Source organism: Staphylococcus simiae (genome assembly GCF_017357005.1).
Classification (GTDB): Bacteria; Bacillota; Bacilli; order Staphylococcales; family Staphylococcaceae; genus Staphylococcus; species Staphylococcus simiae_A.
On the sequence record NZ_CP071589.1, the window covers coordinates 1,455,688 to 1,473,924 of the forward strand.

Annotated in this window: 15 protein-coding genes; 3 read left to right on the forward strand and 12 right to left on the reverse strand. The window is 31.9% G+C overall.

Features of this window, described 5'->3' with window-relative positions; translation table 11 throughout:
• The 10 genes from J3R86_RS06550 to J3R86_RS06595 all read right to left on the reverse strand — a co-directional run bounded on the left by J3R86_RS06550 (position 1) and on the right by J3R86_RS06595 (position 12,382).
• The gene (locus tag J3R86_RS06550; RefSeq protein WP_207516603.1) at positions 1 to 924 is read right to left on the reverse strand and encodes a peptidase U32 family protein; all 924 of its coding nucleotides are present in this window, start codon (positions 922 to 924) and stop codon (positions 1 to 3) included.
• Positions 925 to 926: 2 nt separating this feature from the next.
• On the reverse strand, positions 927 to 1,565 hold the full coding sequence (locus J3R86_RS06555) for an O-methyltransferase (protein WP_207516604.1): 639 nt from the start codon (positions 1,563 to 1,565) through the stop codon (positions 927 to 929).
• A 536-nt stretch (positions 1,566 to 2,101) separates the two neighbouring features.
• On the reverse strand, positions 2,102 to 2,416 hold the full coding sequence (locus tag J3R86_RS06560; RefSeq protein WP_207516605.1) for a DUF1292 domain-containing protein: 315 nt from the start codon (positions 2,414 to 2,416) through the stop codon (positions 2,102 to 2,104).
• 15 nt (positions 2,417 to 2,431) lie between these two features.
• Positions 2,432 to 2,860: a Holliday junction resolvase RuvX gene (gene ruvX, locus J3R86_RS06565; protein WP_207516606.1), complete on the reverse strand. Its 429-nt coding sequence runs from the start codon at positions 2,858 to 2,860 to the stop codon at positions 2,432 to 2,434.
• Between the two features lie 3 nt (positions 2,861 to 2,863).
• A complete protein-coding gene (locus tag J3R86_RS06570) occupies positions 2,864 to 3,124 on the reverse strand; it encodes an IreB family regulatory phosphoprotein (RefSeq protein ID WP_207516607.1) in 261 nt (86 codons plus the stop codon).
• Positions 3,125 to 3,186: 62 nt separating this feature from the next.
• Positions 3,187 to 5,817: an alanine--tRNA ligase gene (gene alaS, locus J3R86_RS06575; RefSeq protein ID WP_207516608.1), complete on the reverse strand. Its 2,631-nt coding sequence runs from the start codon at positions 5,815 to 5,817 to the stop codon at positions 3,187 to 3,189.
• Between the two features lie 511 nt (positions 5,818 to 6,328).
• Positions 6,329 to 8,785, reverse strand: coding sequence for an SF1B family DNA helicase RecD2 (gene recD2 / locus J3R86_RS06580; protein WP_207516609.1), 2,457 nt, complete (start codon positions 8,783 to 8,785; stop codon positions 6,329 to 6,331).
• Position 8,786: 1 nt separating this feature from the next.
• Positions 8,787 to 9,455 carry a tetratricopeptide repeat protein gene (locus J3R86_RS06585; protein ID WP_207516610.1) on the reverse strand — a complete coding sequence of 223 codons (669 nt, stop codon included), beginning with the start codon at positions 9,453 to 9,455 and terminating at the stop codon, positions 8,787 to 8,789.
• A gap of 665 nt (positions 9,456 to 10,120) precedes the next feature.
• Entirely contained in the window at positions 10,121 to 11,239 is a 1,119-nt protein-coding gene (mnmA, locus tag J3R86_RS06590; RefSeq protein WP_207516611.1) for a tRNA 2-thiouridine(34) synthase MnmA, read from the reverse strand.
• A complete protein-coding gene (locus tag J3R86_RS06595; RefSeq protein ID WP_207516612.1) occupies positions 11,240 to 12,382 on the reverse strand; it encodes a cysteine desulfurase family protein in 1,143 nt (380 codons plus the stop codon).
• 317 nt (positions 12,383 to 12,699) lie between these two features.
• Here J3R86_RS06595 and J3R86_RS06600 point away from each other — a divergent pair, with 317 nt between their 5' ends.
• A complete protein-coding gene (locus J3R86_RS06600; protein WP_207516613.1) occupies positions 12,700 to 13,704 on the forward strand; it encodes an LLM class flavin-dependent oxidoreductase in 1,005 nt (334 codons plus the stop codon).
• 763 nt (positions 13,705 to 14,467) lie between these two features.
• Complete coding sequence (locus tag J3R86_RS06605) at positions 14,468 to 16,207, forward strand: IS1182 family transposase (RefSeq protein WP_207516614.1); 1,740 nt, start codon at positions 14,468 to 14,470, stop codon at positions 16,205 to 16,207.
• Here J3R86_RS06605 and J3R86_RS06610 read toward each other — a convergent pair.
• Positions 16,143 to 16,292 (reverse strand): SAS049 family protein, encoded by a 150-nt coding sequence (locus J3R86_RS06610; RefSeq protein WP_207516615.1) that lies wholly within the window; start codon positions 16,290 to 16,292, stop codon positions 16,143 to 16,145. The genes J3R86_RS06605 and J3R86_RS06610 overlap by 65 nt on opposite strands.
• 135 nt (positions 16,293 to 16,427) lie before the next feature.
• On the reverse strand, positions 16,428 to 16,850 hold the full coding sequence (gene cymR, locus J3R86_RS06615) for a cysteine metabolism transcriptional regulator CymR (RefSeq protein WP_207516616.1): 423 nt from the start codon (positions 16,848 to 16,850) through the stop codon (positions 16,428 to 16,430).
• 85 nt (positions 16,851 to 16,935) lie between these two features.
• On the opposite strand from cymR, the gene J3R86_RS06620 reads away from it, so the two are divergent.
• Positions 16,936 to 18,210, forward strand: coding sequence for a replication-associated recombination protein A (locus tag J3R86_RS06620; protein ID WP_207516617.1), 1,275 nt, complete (start codon positions 16,936 to 16,938; stop codon positions 18,208 to 18,210).
• Positions 18,211 to 18,237 lie beyond the last annotated feature (27 nt).

An 18,237-nucleotide genomic window follows, 5' to 3' on the forward strand; every position in this document is an offset into this window, starting at 1 on the left:
TTAGTATACCGTTTGTTTAAATAAGAAACCTTCATCAAAAGGACGATGTTCTGGTTGTATATCTTCGATTGGATCCACTAACATAAATTTTTCGTCTTCATATATTTCTGGATCTTCATTATATAAATCAATAGCTTGTCTATATTGTTCTGTGACAACATTAATATACGCTTCGCTCTGTAAAATACCATCTATTTTAAACGAATCAATACCCGCTTCGAAAAATGGTTCTAGTTCTTCAATTAAACAAATATCATTTGGCGACATTATATGAGTGCCGTTGTAATCTTCATAAACGGGATAATTATTTTGACGTTCTTCATCATATAATAGTAATGATTGATCATCTTTATGTCGTTCAATTTTCATTTGTCTATCTTGAAAAGTGTAATAATTTCCAAGTAACATACGTTTTGATTGGAACATACATGTCATTCCGTGAACTTGTACTTCAATTTCTACATCAGCATGCTTTTTAATATTGATAATTTCTTCTAAGTTTAATTCTCGTGCTAATACTGCTCTTGCAGCACCTTTTTTACCCCAATAATTACATTGAAAATGATTTGTTACTAACGTTTCAGCATTCCAATGTAGAGGAATAGGATTGTCTTGCTGTTTAACAAACATGACTACCGCAGGATCTCCAAAAATAATTCTATCGACTCTTATGTCATGTAAAAATGCAATATAATTTTCAACTGCATCTAAATGATAATTATGGAATAAACCATTTACAGCTGCATATACTTTTTTATCGTTATTATGCGCAAGTTCCACTGCTTTCTCCATATCTTGGCGATTAAATTCTCCTGGTAATCTTAAACCAAACTTTTGTTCACCAATAACAAAAGCGTCTGCACCTAATTCTATAAGTGTTTCCATATGGCTTAATGACTTAGGTGTAACGAGTAATTCCGTCATAGTCATTCTCCTTTTATTGATATTGCTAATCCATCATCTATATTTAAAAAATTGGTTGTATAACCCGGTTGTTGTATCAACCATTCATTATATTCTTGAACTTTTTTAACCATTTGTCTGACATTTCTAGATCTAACAATTCCTATATCAGAAACAAAACCATGATATAAAACGTTATCTGTAATGACGAGTCCACGATTTTTTAAAAGTGGCGTATAAATTTCAAAAAATTTCTTTGATTGTGCTTTAGCAGCATCAATGAATATCATATCATAGACTTTATCATTTACATCATTAAACTGATCAAGTGCATTACCTTCAACTAATGTAATCTGATCATCAAATCCAAACTGTTGAATATTATCTTTAGCATATAGAATCATATCTTCATCGCGTTCTATCGTAGTAACATGAATATCTTTATCTATTGAAGCGAATTGCATTGCGCTATAGCCAATCGCAGTTCCAATTTCTAAAATATGCTTAATGTTATTCATACGAATAAGCTGTTTAATTAAGTCTAATGTTAAACGATCAACAATAGGTACTGCATATTCATCTGCAAATGTACGTAAAGATTCAATAGGATTATCATGATACTTATGTAATTGTATTAAATATTTTGCATTTTGATCATCCATGTTTAAATACTTCCTTTATGTAAATTAAATCGCGCTACGTTATAAGCAATAAAATAAATCAGTCTCAACAATTGATTGACTGCTGCTAATCAATTAAATGACTGATTTAATAGTTGATGCATTACTATTTTGTGTACGAAAGCACATCATTCATATTTAAATTAACTTAAAATATTTTATCACATTTCAACTTAAAATATAAGTAGTAAATGGAAGATTACTATTGACAAATAAAAACTCTTACATGCTTATGTCGTTTATCATGTAAGAGTTTCATATTTTAAATATTATATCAGTATGCTTTACTTTTAAGAATGATCTTCGATGAAAGCACTGATATCATTAGAGTTCTCTACCAAATTGGACTGATGCATAATTATTTTTTCAAGCCTCGCGTTCCGAGGGTGCTGTCTCAGCCTGTAGTCTTCGACTAGCACTGCTCCCTCAGGAGTCTCGGCTTCAAAATAATTTATATTTTAAACTATAAATTTTTTATCAGTCCAAAAAAATAGAGAACCAGCATTAGTTGATGCTAATTATTCAACATCATCCATTTCTGTATTTACTACTTCTTCAATCATATCCCATTCTTCATCAGTTTCGATTGGTACTAATTTACCACCATCACCAGATTCATCAGGTTCGTCAATCATAGGTACTAATTCAATCATGTCATCATCATCTGATTGTGCACCTTCTTCAGCTAAAATAACATATTCTTTTTTGAATTCAGGATGATAAAACTCTAAAACTTTACGATATAAAACTTCATTTCCTTCTTCATCAAATAATGTTAATAATTCTTCCTCGTTATTAATATCTAATTTTGCATCATGATTATGTTCAGTCATAATTTAATTCTCCTTTTATTGTAGTGAATCTAAATAGCCTTGTAGTATAAATACTGCTGCCATTTTATCAATCACTTTTTTTCTTTTTTGTCGTGAAACATCTGCTTCAAGTAATGACTTTTCAGCAGCCATTGTGCTCAAACGTTCATCCCACATTACAACATTAATAGATGGATAAGCTTCTAATAACTTTTCTTTATAAGCTAATGATGCTTCGCCTCTAAATCCTATTGAATTATTCATGTTTTTAGGCAGTCCTATGACAACAGTACCTACATTATTTTGTTTAATAATATCTACTAATTGCTCTATACCTAATTCATTATTTTCTTCATTAATACGGAGTGTGTCTAATCCTTGAGCCGTCCAACCCATTAAATCACTTATCGCAATACCTACAGTTCTACTACCAACATCAAGTCCTAAAATTTTGTGCTGTAACATCAGTTATTTGTTTTGCTCTTTTAAATAGTATGACACAAGTTCTTCCATGATGACATCTCTATCGATATGTCTAATCTGATTTCTTGCTTCATTTTGACGAGGGATATAAGCTGGATCTCCAGATAATAGATAACCAACGATTTGGTTAACGGCATTATATCCACGTTCTTCTAATGTGTTAAATACATTATTTAATACATCTCTTACATTTTGTGTTGGAAGTTCTTCATAATCAAATTTCATTGTTTTATCAAAGTTTTCCATTTGCGACACTCCTTTTATTACAAGTATAACTCTATATCATCATACAATAATATCAAAATAAATTATAGATTTTTAATGTAATCTTTAATAAAGCTTAATGATTTTGAGATATTTTCAGGTTGTGTCCCGCCACCTTGTGCCATATCTGGGCGACCGCCACCTTTACCACCAACAATTGGTGCCATTTCTTTAATGATATCTCCAGCTTTAATCTTAGTTGTTAAATCACTAGGTACTGTTGCTACCATTGACACTTTACCATCTACATTACTTGCTAAAATAATAATTGTATCTTGTAGTTTTGATTTAAAGTCATCCATTGCAGAGCGTATTGCTTTCGCATTAGCCACTTCTACTTCAGTAGCTAATACTTTAAAACCATTGATAACTTCTACTTGATCATTAATATTGCCCATTTTAAGTGCTGTGATTTCTTTATCTCGTTGTTCAAGTTGTTTCAATAAATCTTTCTCTGTTTCTTGTAATTGAGTTAATTTATCTACAACTTGACTATCATCTTTAACTTTTAATTGTTGTTTCATAATGTTGAATTTTTGTTGAATATTTTCTAAATATAAGAATGCTGCTTTACCTGTTAATGCCTCGATTCTTCTGACTCCTGCACCTGTTCCAGATTCGCTCACAATTTTGAATAAGCCAATTTCAGATGTGTTACGTACATGAATACCACCACATAATTCTATTGAGAAAGGTGCCATATTAACTACTCGTACTACATCACCATATTTTTCACCAAATAGAGCCATCGCACCCATAGCTTTAGCAGAAGCTATGTCCATTTCTTCAATGTTGACATTTAGGCCTTTCCAAATTTCTTCGTTGACTAAACGTTCAACTTGGTCAATTTCACCCTCTGTCATTGGTCCAAAATGAGAGAAGTCAAATCTTAAGCGTTCTGCTTCTACTAGTGAACCTGCTTGATTGACATGATCACCTAATACTCGTTTTAAAGCTGCATGTAATAAATGCGTGGCACTATGATTTTTTTGAATATCACGACGATCTGCTTCATTGACTTGCGCTGTAACTTCAGCATTAACAGTCACTTGTCCAAACTGAACGTTACCTTTGTGCAAGTTTTGACCATTCGGTGCTTTAGTTACTTCAGTTACTGCGATTTCAAAGTTATCATTAAATACAATACCTGTATCTGCTACTTGTCCTCCACTCACTGCATAGAATGGTGTTTGTTCTAACATAAAGTAAATTGTTTCACCAGCTTCAGCATTAGTTACTTCTTCACCATTATAGATCATGTGAGTAATTTTAGACTGTGACTCTGTTGTTGTATAACCTACAAAGTCACTTGCAGTTGTAATATTTTTTAATACTTCACTTTGTACTTGCATTGATTGAGAATTTTGACGAGCTTGACGTGCACGATCTCTTTGCTGTTGCATTTCAGATTCAAACGTTGCCATATCTACTTTAAGTCCCTCTTGACCCGCAATTTCTTCCGTTAACTCAATTGGGAAACCATATGTGTCATAAAGTTTAAAAGCATCTTTACCGTTAATCTCATTTGTTGTATCTTTAGCTTTTTTGATTAATTGATTTAAAATAGTTAAACCTTCTTCTAAAGTTTCATGGAATCGTTCTTCTTCAGATTTAATCACACGTTTAATAAAGTCTGCTTTTTCTTTAACATTTGGATAATATGGTTCCATAATGTCTGCTACGATATCAACTAATTTATACATAAATGGTTCGTTGATTCCAAGTGTTTGACTAAATCTCACTGCACGACGTAATAATCTACGTAACACATATCCACGACCTTCATTGGCAGGTAAAGCACCATCTGCTATGGCAAAAGCAATGGTACGAATATGATCCGCGATAACTTTGAAAGCAACATCTTGATTATCATTGACAAGATAAGATTTTCCAGACACTTCTTCAATTTCTTTAATAATTGGCATAAACAAGTCTGTTTCATAATTCGTTCTAACATTTTGTGACACTGAAGCCATACGCTCAAGTCCCATGCCTGTATCAATATTTTTATTTGGTAACGGTGTATAACTATGATCTTTATTATGGTTAAATTCACTAAATACTAAGTTCCACACTTCTAAGAAACGTTCGTTTTCGCCACCAGGATACATTTCTTCAGCTGGATCATCTTGACCATAAGCTTCTCCACGATCGTAAAAAATTTCTGTATTAGGTCCAGAAGGTCCTTCACCGATATCCCAGAAGTTACCTTCAATACGAATGATTCGACTTTCTTCTAAACCAATATCATTATGCCAAATATGATATGCTTCTGTATCTTCAGGATGTATAGTTACATATAATTTTTCAGGTTCCATACCCATCCATTGATCACTAGTTAAAAATTCCCAAGCAAATTCAATAGCTTCTTGTTTAAAATAGTCACCAATAGAGAAATTTCCTAACATTTCAAAAAATGTATGGTGGCGTGCAGTAAACCCAACATTTTCAATATCATTGGTACGTATCGCTTTTTGAGAGTTAACTATTCTTGGTTTTTTTGGCGTTTCTCTACCATCAAAATATTTTTTTAATGTAGCAACACCTGAATTAATCCATAACAATGAGTCATCATCAATTGGAACTAAAGGTGCTGATGGTTCTACCATATGACCTTTTTCAACGAAGAAATCTAAATATTTTTGTCTAATTTCACTTGCTTTTAAGTTTTTCATAATCAACACATCCTATTAGTTTTTGAAATTTATGCTTGTTAAATAAAAAGTTGTATAAATCGAACAATTAAGTGTCAAACTAGTTATTCATCATTTGAAAATTCAACCCATTTTATCAAAGACGAGTATATTTTCACTCTTAATATATTTCTCTAAATTCGCAAGGAACGGTGCACTAATTTTTAAGACTGATAAATAAAAAGTGAATAATTATCTATCAATCCAATTGGGGAGAGAGACAAATAATTAGCACAGTTTAATTACATAAAGATACAAAAAACGTTCATCCTCAAAAGGGACGAACGTTTTCGCGGTACCACCCTAGTTATAAATATATTATGAACTATCATAAATATTTATCACTTAAAATCGACTATACAGTTTTATATAAAGTAGCGTTCGTTAGTTGCTGTTGTACTTTGCACCAACCAGTACATCTCTATTAAGCTAACAACTAATTACTCATCTTTATATTAATTTAATTCTATTTTAGTTATTATTAATCCAGTTGTCAACGTTCGATAAAGTCATATGGAGATACATTTCCCATATTAATCATTGGATTAATTTTAAACATTGTTTCTTCTGATAATACGAGAGACATCGATTCTTTGGGTTCGTCTTTGACTTGTTGTCGAATTTCTTCTTCAACAATGTCATTAGCTACTTGTTGCTCTTGTGATAATAACGTATTGTTGCCCTGTTCCTCTCCATTATTAAAATAGCCGATAAGCAATGTACATAACTGCGTTAAACGTTCTTGTCCACGTGTTTTCAACCCAATATCAAATGCCTCAGGATCTCCTAGTAAAACTAAACTCGTTTTGGCACGTGTTAATCCAGTATATAAAATTGGTCTTTGCAACATTCTAAAATATTGTTTAACTATAGGCATAATAACTATAGGAAATTCTGAACCTTGTGATTTATGAATCGATGTACAATATGCATGAGTTAATTCCATCATGTCCTGTCTAGTAAACGTAATCTCATTACCTTCAAAGTCAACAACTAAGACATCTTTATTCAATGCGTTTTCTTTCGCCCAAAAAATACCTACAATAACTCCGATATCACCATTAAATATATTGTCATTTGGACGATTAACTAGTTGAAGAACTTTATCACCTTTTCTAAATAAAACATCGCCAAACTCTATTTCACGTGTATCTTTTTGTTTAGGATTTAAAATATCTTGCAGTACTTGATTTAGACGCTTTATGCCAGCATTCCCTTTATACATTGGTGCTAACACTTGAATATCACTCATATTATATCCTTTAGCTACAGCACTCGTAACTACTTTATCTACAACATCTGGAATCTGATTGACACTACAATTGATAAAACTACGATCATGATAGCGTTTAGTAATATCTATTGGCTGTCCCATTTTCATTCGATGTGCAAGTTCAATAATACTTGAGCCATCTTGTTGACGATAAACTTCTGTTAGATTAACTCTTGGAATAGCCTTCGAGTCAATTAAGTCTTTAAATACTTGTCCTGGACCAACGGATGGTAATTGATCTTCATCACCAACAAAAATTAACTGAGCATCTAATGGTACAGCACTTAAAAATTGATGAAACAACCATGTATCTACCATCGACATCTCATCAATGATAATTAATCTAGCATTGATTTCATTATCTAATATATCTTCAGGTTGTGTATCTTGATTCCAGCCAATCAATCGATGAATGGTCATCGCTTCAAGTCCTGTTGATTCATGTAATCGCTTCGAAGCACGACCAGTTGGTGCTGCTAACACAACCGGAAAATCATCGTTAGTATAATCATCATAATCTAAAGACAAACCATGTATCTCTGCATATAATTCTACAATACCTTTTATAACTGTCGTTTTACCTGTACCTGGACCGCCAGTTAGTAACATTACTTTTGAATTGATTGCCATTTGTAATGCTTCTTTTTGAGAGTCAGCATAGTTCACCTGATTATGATCTTCAATTTCTCCAATATGCATTTGTAGATCGGACAATTCTATTTCTTTTAATTTCGTCGTATTGGTCGCCACGCGATACAAATTTTGGACACTTTTAATTTCTGAATAATAAAGACTTGGAATAGAAACTTGTTCTTCTTCAACTATAAGTTTTTTTTCTTCACTTAAATGTAACAACATTTCTTCTAATGATGACGCTTGAATTATTTCATCATTACTTTGATAATTTAGTACTTGTATCGTTAAATCGATAACTACGTTACTAGGCAAATATGTATGTCCTTGTTTAATACATTCTTCTTCTAATGTATATAATAATGCTGCTTTTAATCTTTCAGGATCATTGTATGCTAAGCCTATATTTCTGGCTAATTGATCGGCTTTGTTAAAACCTATACCTTTAATATCATAGATAAGTTGATATGGATTTTTATTTAAAATATCTATTGTTTCACTTAAATAAAATTGATAAATGGCCATCGATAATTTTGGACCAAAACCTAAATCATGCAATCTAATCATTACTTTTTCAGATTCTTGATTAGCCGCTATCTGTTCAGCAATTTGCTGTTGTTTCTTTTTAGGGAGACTTGGTACTTTTTCTAAAATAGAAGCATCATTTAAAATATCGTTAATGGCATTATCTCCTAGTGCATTCACTATATTTTGGGCAGTTTTTTTACCAATACCTTTAAATAAATCACTTGATAAATAACTAATGATAGCTTCTTTAGTTTGTGGCATTTCTTTTTCAAAAGTTTCTGCTTTCAGTTGTTTGCCATATCTTGGATGTTCAACGATTTGTCCTTTAAAAGTATAGACATCACCTTCAACAATATTAGGAAAAAACCCTACAACTGTTGGCATCGTATCAAAATCTTCATTTGTCTCAATTGTATCTACTTTTAGAACAGTATAAAAATTATCACTGTTTTGAAATAAAATAGCTTCAACAGTTCCCTTGATCATTGAATAATCAAAAAGTGTAGGGTTCGTCATATTATTCCTCCTCTTGTGCCATAGTAAAAGTCTTTAAAGCATGTTGACTTAACAAATGTTGTGGGTCAATATCAACTGCTCGTTGAAAATATGTGATAGCTTCCTCGATATTTTCATTCTTCATATATGTTGCTAAACCTAGATTATATAATGCATCTGCATGTTCAGAATCAATATTTAATACATGTTGTAATTGTTGAATGGCTTGGTCAAACATCTCTAAACGACATAAGATTAAACCATATTGAAACTGTATTTCTGTATCATCTTGCTGATCCAGTTCTGCTGCTGTCATAAAATATGGTAGCGCTTGTTTAAAGGCCTCTAACTGATTAAAAGACATCCCTATCATATAATTACAATCGACTTGCTCTATTTTCGTTTCAAGCGCTTGTTGATATAGTTTAATAGCCTCTTGGTATCGTTGCTGATTATAATAAACATTAGCTAAATTATAATAGATAACACCATTGTTGGCATCAAGCGTTAACGCTTTTTGAAAAAAACGTTCTGCTTTATCAATTTCATTAGCATCTGCTAACACTATCCCTGCATTTATATAATTCTCTACTGTATTCGGCTCTTCTTCAATATTATCAAACAGTGCTTGTAATGCTTGCTCTATTTTTCCTTGTTGTATATATTGATATATTGTTTGTTGCTCAATCATTTTTCACCCTCATTTCTGAATTATTATAACATCTCTTAAAAATACATGTCTGTATCATCTATAACTATTAATTTTGACTCGTACGATTATTCACTAATTATTAATTTATAATAAAAATTGACAGCATTATATTAATATTAAAATAACGAAGCAGTCTAATGAGTAGCCTCACAAGACTGCTATAGTCGCATACATTTTTATAATATTATTCTTCCTAAATCATAAATTATTTTCATATTTCTTTTCATTTTAACATCTTAATTAAAAAAATTAAATTGAACAATTTAATTAAGAAATAAGTCTTTCTATATTAATGCGTAAAAAGCGGTTCTCTCCCAAATTGGACTGATACATAATTATTTTTTTGTTTATCAGTCCTAAAAATAGAGAACCTAAAAATCCCTATCACCATACTATAGTGATAGGGATAAATACATTGTTACGATGAGCCCGGGACAAAAACATTTCCTGGTTAAATTCAAGCATTTGGCAGTAACTGTCTGAGTTGTAAAATATTGATACATCAACGTTTTACAAACCTGGTCAGTCTTGCCGGGCTTGGATTACGATATAAATTTTATTTAAAATTTATATCTGTCCCACTCCCATATATACTTGCAAGTGATACTCTCAATTCTTTTAAGTATAAAGTTGTTAACCATGTGCTAAACTACGTAGCTTAACTGACCACTTGTTTTATAAACATCATCAATAGTTGCTCCACCAAGGCATACTTCATCTTGATAAAAGACCACAGCTTGACCTGGTGTGATTGCTCTAACAGGTTCATCAAATGTTACTCGAATAGCGTTATCATCTTCTTGTTGAACAAAAACTTTGGTATCTTTTTGACGATATCTAAATTTAGCTGTACATGTGAAACCTTGTTGTAAATCCACATCATTAGGATTTATAAATGAATAGTCAGAAGCGATTAAATAATCACTATATAATGCATCATGATGGAAACCTTGTTCTACATATAATACATTTTGTTGTAAATTTTTACCAACTACAAACCAAGGGTCACCATCACCGCCAATACCTAACCCATGACGTTGTCCAATAGTATAATACATTAAACCACTATGTTGCCCCATTTTCTTACCATCAAGTGTCAGCATATCTCCAGATTGGGCTGGTAAATATTGAGATAAAAATGTTTTAAAGTTCTTTTCACCAATAAAACAGATTCCTGTTGAATCTTTTTTCTTAGCAGTTGCTAAGCCTTGTTCTTCAGCAATTTTACGCACTTCACTTTTTTCAATATTACCAATTGGGAACATCACTTTAGAAAGTTGTTGTTGAGACAATTGATTTAAGAAGTATGTTTGATCTTTATTATTATCAACGCCTCGTAACATTTCTACATGTCCATCATCATGACGACGAATTCGAGCATAATGCCCTGTAGCAACATAATCAGCACCTAAATTCATCGCATGTTCCAAAAAGGCTTTGAATTTAATTTCTTTATTACACATGACATCTGGATTTGGTGTGCGTCCTTTTTTATATTCATCTAAGAAATACGTAAATACTTTATCCCAGTATTCTTTTTCAAAATTGACAGCATAATATGGTATGCCAATTTGATTACAAACTTCAATGACGTCATTATAATCTTCAGTTGCAGTACAAACACCATTTTCATCTGTATCATCCCAATTTTTCATAAAAATACCGATGACATCATAGCCTTGTTCTTTTAACAAATGCGCTGTGACAGAACTATCAACACCACCTGACATACCAACAACGACGCGTATATCTTTGTTTGACACTTATGATTCCTCCTTAAATTTAAAATATATTTTATGAATTTCTGCTACTATATTATTTATGTCATCTTCTGTTGTCAGTTCATTAAAACTAAATCTAATTGAATGATGAGCACGTTCTTCGTCTTCATACATTGCAGCTAAGACATGTGAAGGTTGCGTAGAACCAGCAGTGCATGCAGAACCAGACGATACATATATATGAGCTAAATCAAGTAACGTTAACATTGTTTCTACTTCTATAAATGGAAAATATAAATTAACAATATGGCCAGTTGACGATGTCATCGATCCATTCAATTCGAAAGGAATTGCTCTTTCCTGTAACTTAACTAAGAATTGTTCTTTTAAGTTCATTATATGCAAGTTATTGCTATCTCTATTTTCATCTGCTAATTCTAATGCCTTAGCCATTCCTACAATTTGAGGTAAATTTTCCGTACCTGCACGACGTTTGAATTCTTGTTCACCACCCAGTTGCATAAAATCAATTGGTAAATGGTCTTTAATTATTAAAGCTCCAACGCCTTTTGGTCCCCCAAATTTATGAGCCGTAATACTTATAGCATCTATATTAAAGTCTTCAAATTTTATATCTAAATGTCCTATAGCTTGTACTGCATCAACATGGAAAAATGCATGCGTATCAGCAATAATATCTTCTATATCATATATTTGTTGTACTGTACCGACTTCATTGTTAACAAACATAATTGAAACCAGAATCGTTTGATCGTTAATCGTTTCTGCTAGTTGGTCTAAATCTATAGCGCCAGTATCATCGACATCAAGATAAGTTACATCATAACCTTCTTTTTCAAGTTGTTCGAATACGTGTAAAACGGAATGATGTTCAATTTTTGATGTGATGATATGATTACCAAGTTGTTCATTTGCTTTGACAATACCTTTTATAGCAGTATTATTAGATTCTGTTGCACCACTTGTAAAAATAATTTCGTTTGGTTTTGCACCTAAAATTTGTGCTATTTGACGTCTTGATTGATCTAAATATTTTCGTGCATCTCTACCAATAGTATGAATAGATGACGGGTTGCCATAATGTGTTTGATACATCTTAGTCATAACATCAATAACTTCAGGTTTTACTGGTGTGGTCGCAGCATAATCTGCATAAATTTCCATGTTAGGACACTCCTCACAATTTTATCAATGTTCCAATAATAGCACCTTACATGCTATTTTTCTACTGTTCTGTTTTAAATGTTTAACATCAAAGATATATTATTTAACATCAAAGATATATTATTTAACATCAAAGATATATTAATAGTAACATTTCATATACACTTTTTACGATAGTCATCACAAAATCGTGTTAACTTTTATGTTGTACCTTGTTTAAAAATTCAAAAGTTGTAATAATGAGCAGTTTTATATTTAAAAGTTCGTTTAATTGCTATACTGCAAGTATTATAGAAATGAAAGGATGCCGACAAAATATGTCTATTAAGTATTCAGCTTTAAATTTAGTTCCAATCCGTGAAGGTGAAGATGAGAGTATAGCAATCAAAGATATGGTGACATTAGCGCAACATTTAGATGAATTAAAATATGAGCGTTATTGGATTGCTGAACATCATAATGCGCCATTTTTAGTAAGTTCAGCTACCGCATTATTAATTCAACATACACTTGAACATACACAACGTATTAAAGTAGGATCAGGTGGCATCATGTTACCTAACCATGCACCACTTATTGTTGCAGAACAATTTGGTACTATGGCAACGATGTTCCCTAACCGTGTTGATTTAGGTTTAGGTCGTGCACCAGGTACTGATATGATGACTGCGAGTGCCTTACGTAGAGATCAACATGATGGCGTCTATAAATTTCCAGAAGAAGTTGCTTCATTACAGCAATATTTTGGACCAGCTAGTCAACAAGCCTATGTACGTGCTTATCCTGCAGTAAATAAACAAGTTCCTTTATATATACTTGGCTCATCAACCGATTCAGCTCATTTAGCAGCAAGAATGGGATTACCTTATGTATTTGCTGGACATTTTGCACCTCAACAAATGAAAGAGGCAATTGCTATTTATAAAGAACTTTTTGAACCATCAGATGTGTTATCTCAACCCTATGTCATGGTTTGTTTAAATACAATCGTTGCTGAAACTAACGATGAAGCACAATTCCTATCTACAACAATGGCGCAAGTTATGGTTAGTATTACCAGAGGACGTATGCAACCTGTTCAACCACCGACAAATGATTTACAAAGTTTACTTTCTCCAAGAGAGTACGCTATGGCAAATGCAAGATTGCAAACTTCACTTGTAGGATCTGAATCATCTGTCAAACAACAAATCAAAGATTTCATGTCTGAATATGGTCAAGTTGATGAATTTATGGCTATTAGTTATATATATGATAAAGAAAAACAAGTTGAATCATATCGTCGCTTTGCTAAAGTTATTGATGAATTAAATAAAGAATAATTATCACTAAGATAGTTAAATGCTCTATAGTTATAAATCTAGTTAATAGTTATTTAGCAACTATATTTTAAAGTGATAAGTATGATAACAATATTATGTCGTAGGTACCTTTGTTGCACATTTAAAGCTAGTTAGATTTTTAATCTTTACTAGCTATGCGCAACTCCCATTGCTTGAAAAAACTAGGTGACTAGTTTTTCTGTGTTGGGTCCCTTGCCCAACTTCCATTGCTTGAAAAAACTAGGTGACTAGTTTTTCTGTGTTGGGTCCCTATGCAGTTGTAGTGTTTCTACTATCTAGATAGATAGCTAGAAAATCTCGGGAGTAGGACAGAAATAAATTTTAAATAAAATTCATTTCGTAATCCCACCCCGGCAAGATGGACATGTATCCTTAATCTTTAATCCATCCATGATAGTTACTCCTAATTTCATCATATTAACAATAAAATCTACTGTACCTCAATCTTATTATTTTTTCCTATTTAAAAAGAGGCTGGGACATAAATCCCAAAAATAATAGCACAAAGATGATTTTATTGTTAAATCGTCTTTGTGCTTCTTTATGTTCAATACTCCGTATTGTAGTTTCGCGTTCCTAGGGTGCTGTCTCAGCCTGTAGTCTTCGACTAGCACTGCTCCCTCAGGAGTCTTCACTACAATACTTCGTTTTTTATGTAATTTTACATGTAAATACTTCAAAAAAATAAGACACTTTCGTATAATTTAATAAATACCAATAAACCAAATTAACGAGGTGTCTTATGTATAAAGATTATAACATGACTCAACTTACACTACCAATGGAAACTTCAGTAAAAATTCCTCAAAATGATATTTCAAGATACGTTAATGACATAGTTGAAAGCATACCAGATAGAGAATTCGACGAATTCAAACATTATCGTGGTGCGACTTCATATCATCCAAAAATGATGTTAAAAATTATTCTATATGCCTACACACAATCTGTATATTCTGGAAGAAAAATAGAAAGATTACTCAATGATAGTCTTCGTATGATGTGGTTGTCTCAAAATCAAACACCTTCATATAAAACAATTAATCGATTCAGAGTCAATCCTAAAACAGATGCCTTAATTGAATCTTTATTTATCCAATTTCATAGTCAGTGTCTAAAGCAAAATCTTATTGATGACCAAGCTATTTTTATCGATGGAACCAAAGTCGAAGCTGATGCCAATAGATATACGTTCGTATGGAAGAAAAGTATTTTAAATTATGAAACAGATATAAACGAAAATTCAAAAACAATCTATCAAGAATTAGTAAAGGATAAAATTATACCAGAGATTATAGAAGATAAAGATACTGATTTATCAAAAGAAGATATTGATTTAATCGGTAGTCACTTGGATAAAGAAATCGAAGATTTAAATCAACAAATTGATAATGAAACACAACCAGAACTAAGAAAGCAAACTCGTCAAAAAAGAACTAAAATAAAAAAAGTTAAAAAGAAATTTGATGATTATTCTGACCGAAAGTCGAAGTACGAAGAACAAAAAGCAATTCTTCAAGACCGTAATAGTTATTCTAAAACAGACCATGACGCTACTTTTATGAGAATGAAAGAAGATCATATGAAAAATGGACAACTTAAACCAGGATACAATTTACAAATAGCGACAAATTCGCAATTTGTTTTATCATATAATGTCTACCAAAATCCAACAGATACTAGAACTTTAATACCATTTTTAACTTTAATTAAAGAAACCTACGGTTATTTACCTGAGTATATTGTCGCTGATGCTGGTTATGGTAGTGAACAAAATTACATGGCTATTATCGATGATTTTAATAGAACACCATTGATTACATATGGAATGTTTATTAAAGATAAAACTAAAAAATTTAAAAGTGACATTTTTAATACTCAGAACTGGGATTATGATGAAATCAACGATGAATTTATTTGTCCAAATCAAAAACGATTAGGATTTAAACGATATGCTTATCGTAATGATAAATATGGATTCAAAAGAGATTTTAAATTATATGAATGTGATGATTGTACAGATTGTCCACTCAAACATCAATGTATGAAATCAAAGTCAAAAACAAATAAAAAAATAATGAAGAATTATAATTGGGAGTATTTTAAATCTCAAGTAAATCAAAAGCTTTCTGAGCCAGAAACGAAAAAAATCTATAGTCAAAGAAAAATTGACGTAGAACCTGTTTTTGGATTCACGAAGGCTATTTTGGGGTTCACTCGAATGTCAGTTCGAGGACTCGATAAGGTTAAACGTGAACTTGGATTTGTATTAATGGCAGTTAACATAAGGAAGCTAGCAGCTCAAGGAGCTGTTTATTTCAAAATTAATAATGAAAAAGACAATTTCTATCAATTTTCAATAGAAATTGTCTTTTTTACTTTCACCAAGAACTTAATGTCCCAGGCTCTTTTAAGTTTTATTTGCCGTCTTTTTTACCTTCTTTGTGGTCTTTTTCTTTATTACCACCAGTGTATTCATTAATTTTATCTTTCACTTGTTCAACTTGTTTATTGTCACTATTTTTAAATTTTTCAGCAGCGTCTTTTGCTTTATCCATGAAACTCATAATAATACTCTCCTTAAAATCATTTTATTACATCAAAGAATAAAATTATTTTATCCATTTTAAAACCTTATTTGATGTATATTAATGTATACCACAAACAAGGTCTATTAAACATAAGACATATATTTTAAGTTATTAAATATAAAACATGTATCCATCTAAATCTGTATTTGTTTCGTTGTAATCTGCTAAATATTTTAAAGTCGTATTATCTAATACATCTCTGACTGCATCTCTCATACGGAGCCATAATTGTTTTTGAGCAGGTGGCTCTGATTCGATGCTTTCTACAAAGGTTATTGGTCCTTCTAAAAGTCTGATAATATCGCCTGCGGATATTTCTTCAGCTGGTACTCTTAGTTGATAACCACCTTTTGCACCACGAACACTTCGAATTAAACCTGCATTTCTTAATGGACCAACTAATTGCTCTAAGTATAAATCACTTAAATTGTTTTCCTCAGCAATTGTTTTTAATGATATACACCCTTGCTCTTCTTTTTTAGCAAGAGAAATCATTAACGTTAGTCCATATCTCCCTTTAGTTGATATTTTCATTGTATAACCTCACTTAATTCGAATATTAGTTACTCCCATTTTATCATTTTTTAAGTTAAGATAGTATTAGAAAGGTGTGACAAATGTGAGTACTGAACCATTAGCGTCAAGAATGAGACCCAAAAATATAGATGAAATCATTTCGCAACAACATTTAGTTGGTGACAAAGGTATCATAAGAAGGATGGTCAATACTAATAAATTATCTTCGATGATTTTTTATGGACCTCCTGGTATCGGTAAGACTAGTATTGCTAAAGCAATTTCAGGTAGCACTCAGTATAGGTTCAGACAACTTAATGCTGTGACAAATACTAAGAAAGATATGCAACTTGTAGTTGAAGAAGCAAAAATGTCTGGACAAGTCATTTTGTTATTAGATGAAATTCATCGTTTGGATAAAGCTAAACAAGACTTTCTATTACCTCACCTAGAAAATGGCAAAATTGTCTTAATTGGAGCAACGACCTCAAATCCTTATCACGCTATTAATCCTGCCATACGTTCAAGAGCACAAATCTTTGAACTTTTTCCATTAGAAAGTTCAGATATTTATACCGCTTTAGAACGTGCTATAAATGATAATGAACGTGGCTTAGCATCATACCAGCCTGTCATAAATGATGATGCCATGACTTACTTTTCAACCCAAAGTCAAGGCGATGTTCGTAGTGCACTTAATGCACTTGAATTAGCTGTATTAAGTTCAGAAGTAAGTGAAGATGGTCAACATCACATTACATTACAAGATGCTAAAGATTGCTTACAAAAAGGTGCATTTATTAGTGATAAAGATGGTGATATGCACTACGATGTCATGAGTGCTTTTCAAAAATCAATTCGTGGCAGTGACGTCAACGCTGCATTACATTATTTAGCTCGACTAATTGAAGCTGGTGATTTACCAACAATCGTTAGACGTTTACTGGTCATCAGTTTCGAAGATATTGGTTTAGCTTCACCTAATGCCGGACAACGAACATTAGCTGCAATCGAATCAGCTGAACGTTTAGGCTTACCAGAAGCACGCATTCCTTTAAGTCAAGCTGTTATAGAATTATGCCTATCTCCAAAATCTAATTCAGCTATTACAGCTATCGATAGTGCTTTATCTGATATTAGACAAGGACATGTAGGACAAATTCCAGATCATTTAAAAGATGGACATTACCAAGGTGCTAAAGAATTAGGCCGTGCGATAGGTTATAAATATCCCCATAATTATGAAAATGGCCATGTCGTACAACAATACCTACCAGATAAACTTAAAAACAGACAATATTATGAACCTAAATCAACCTCTAAAAGTGAATTACAATTCAAAGAAATTTATGATAACTTACGTCAAAAACGTAAATAACAACAATCTCATATGAAATAAACAAAA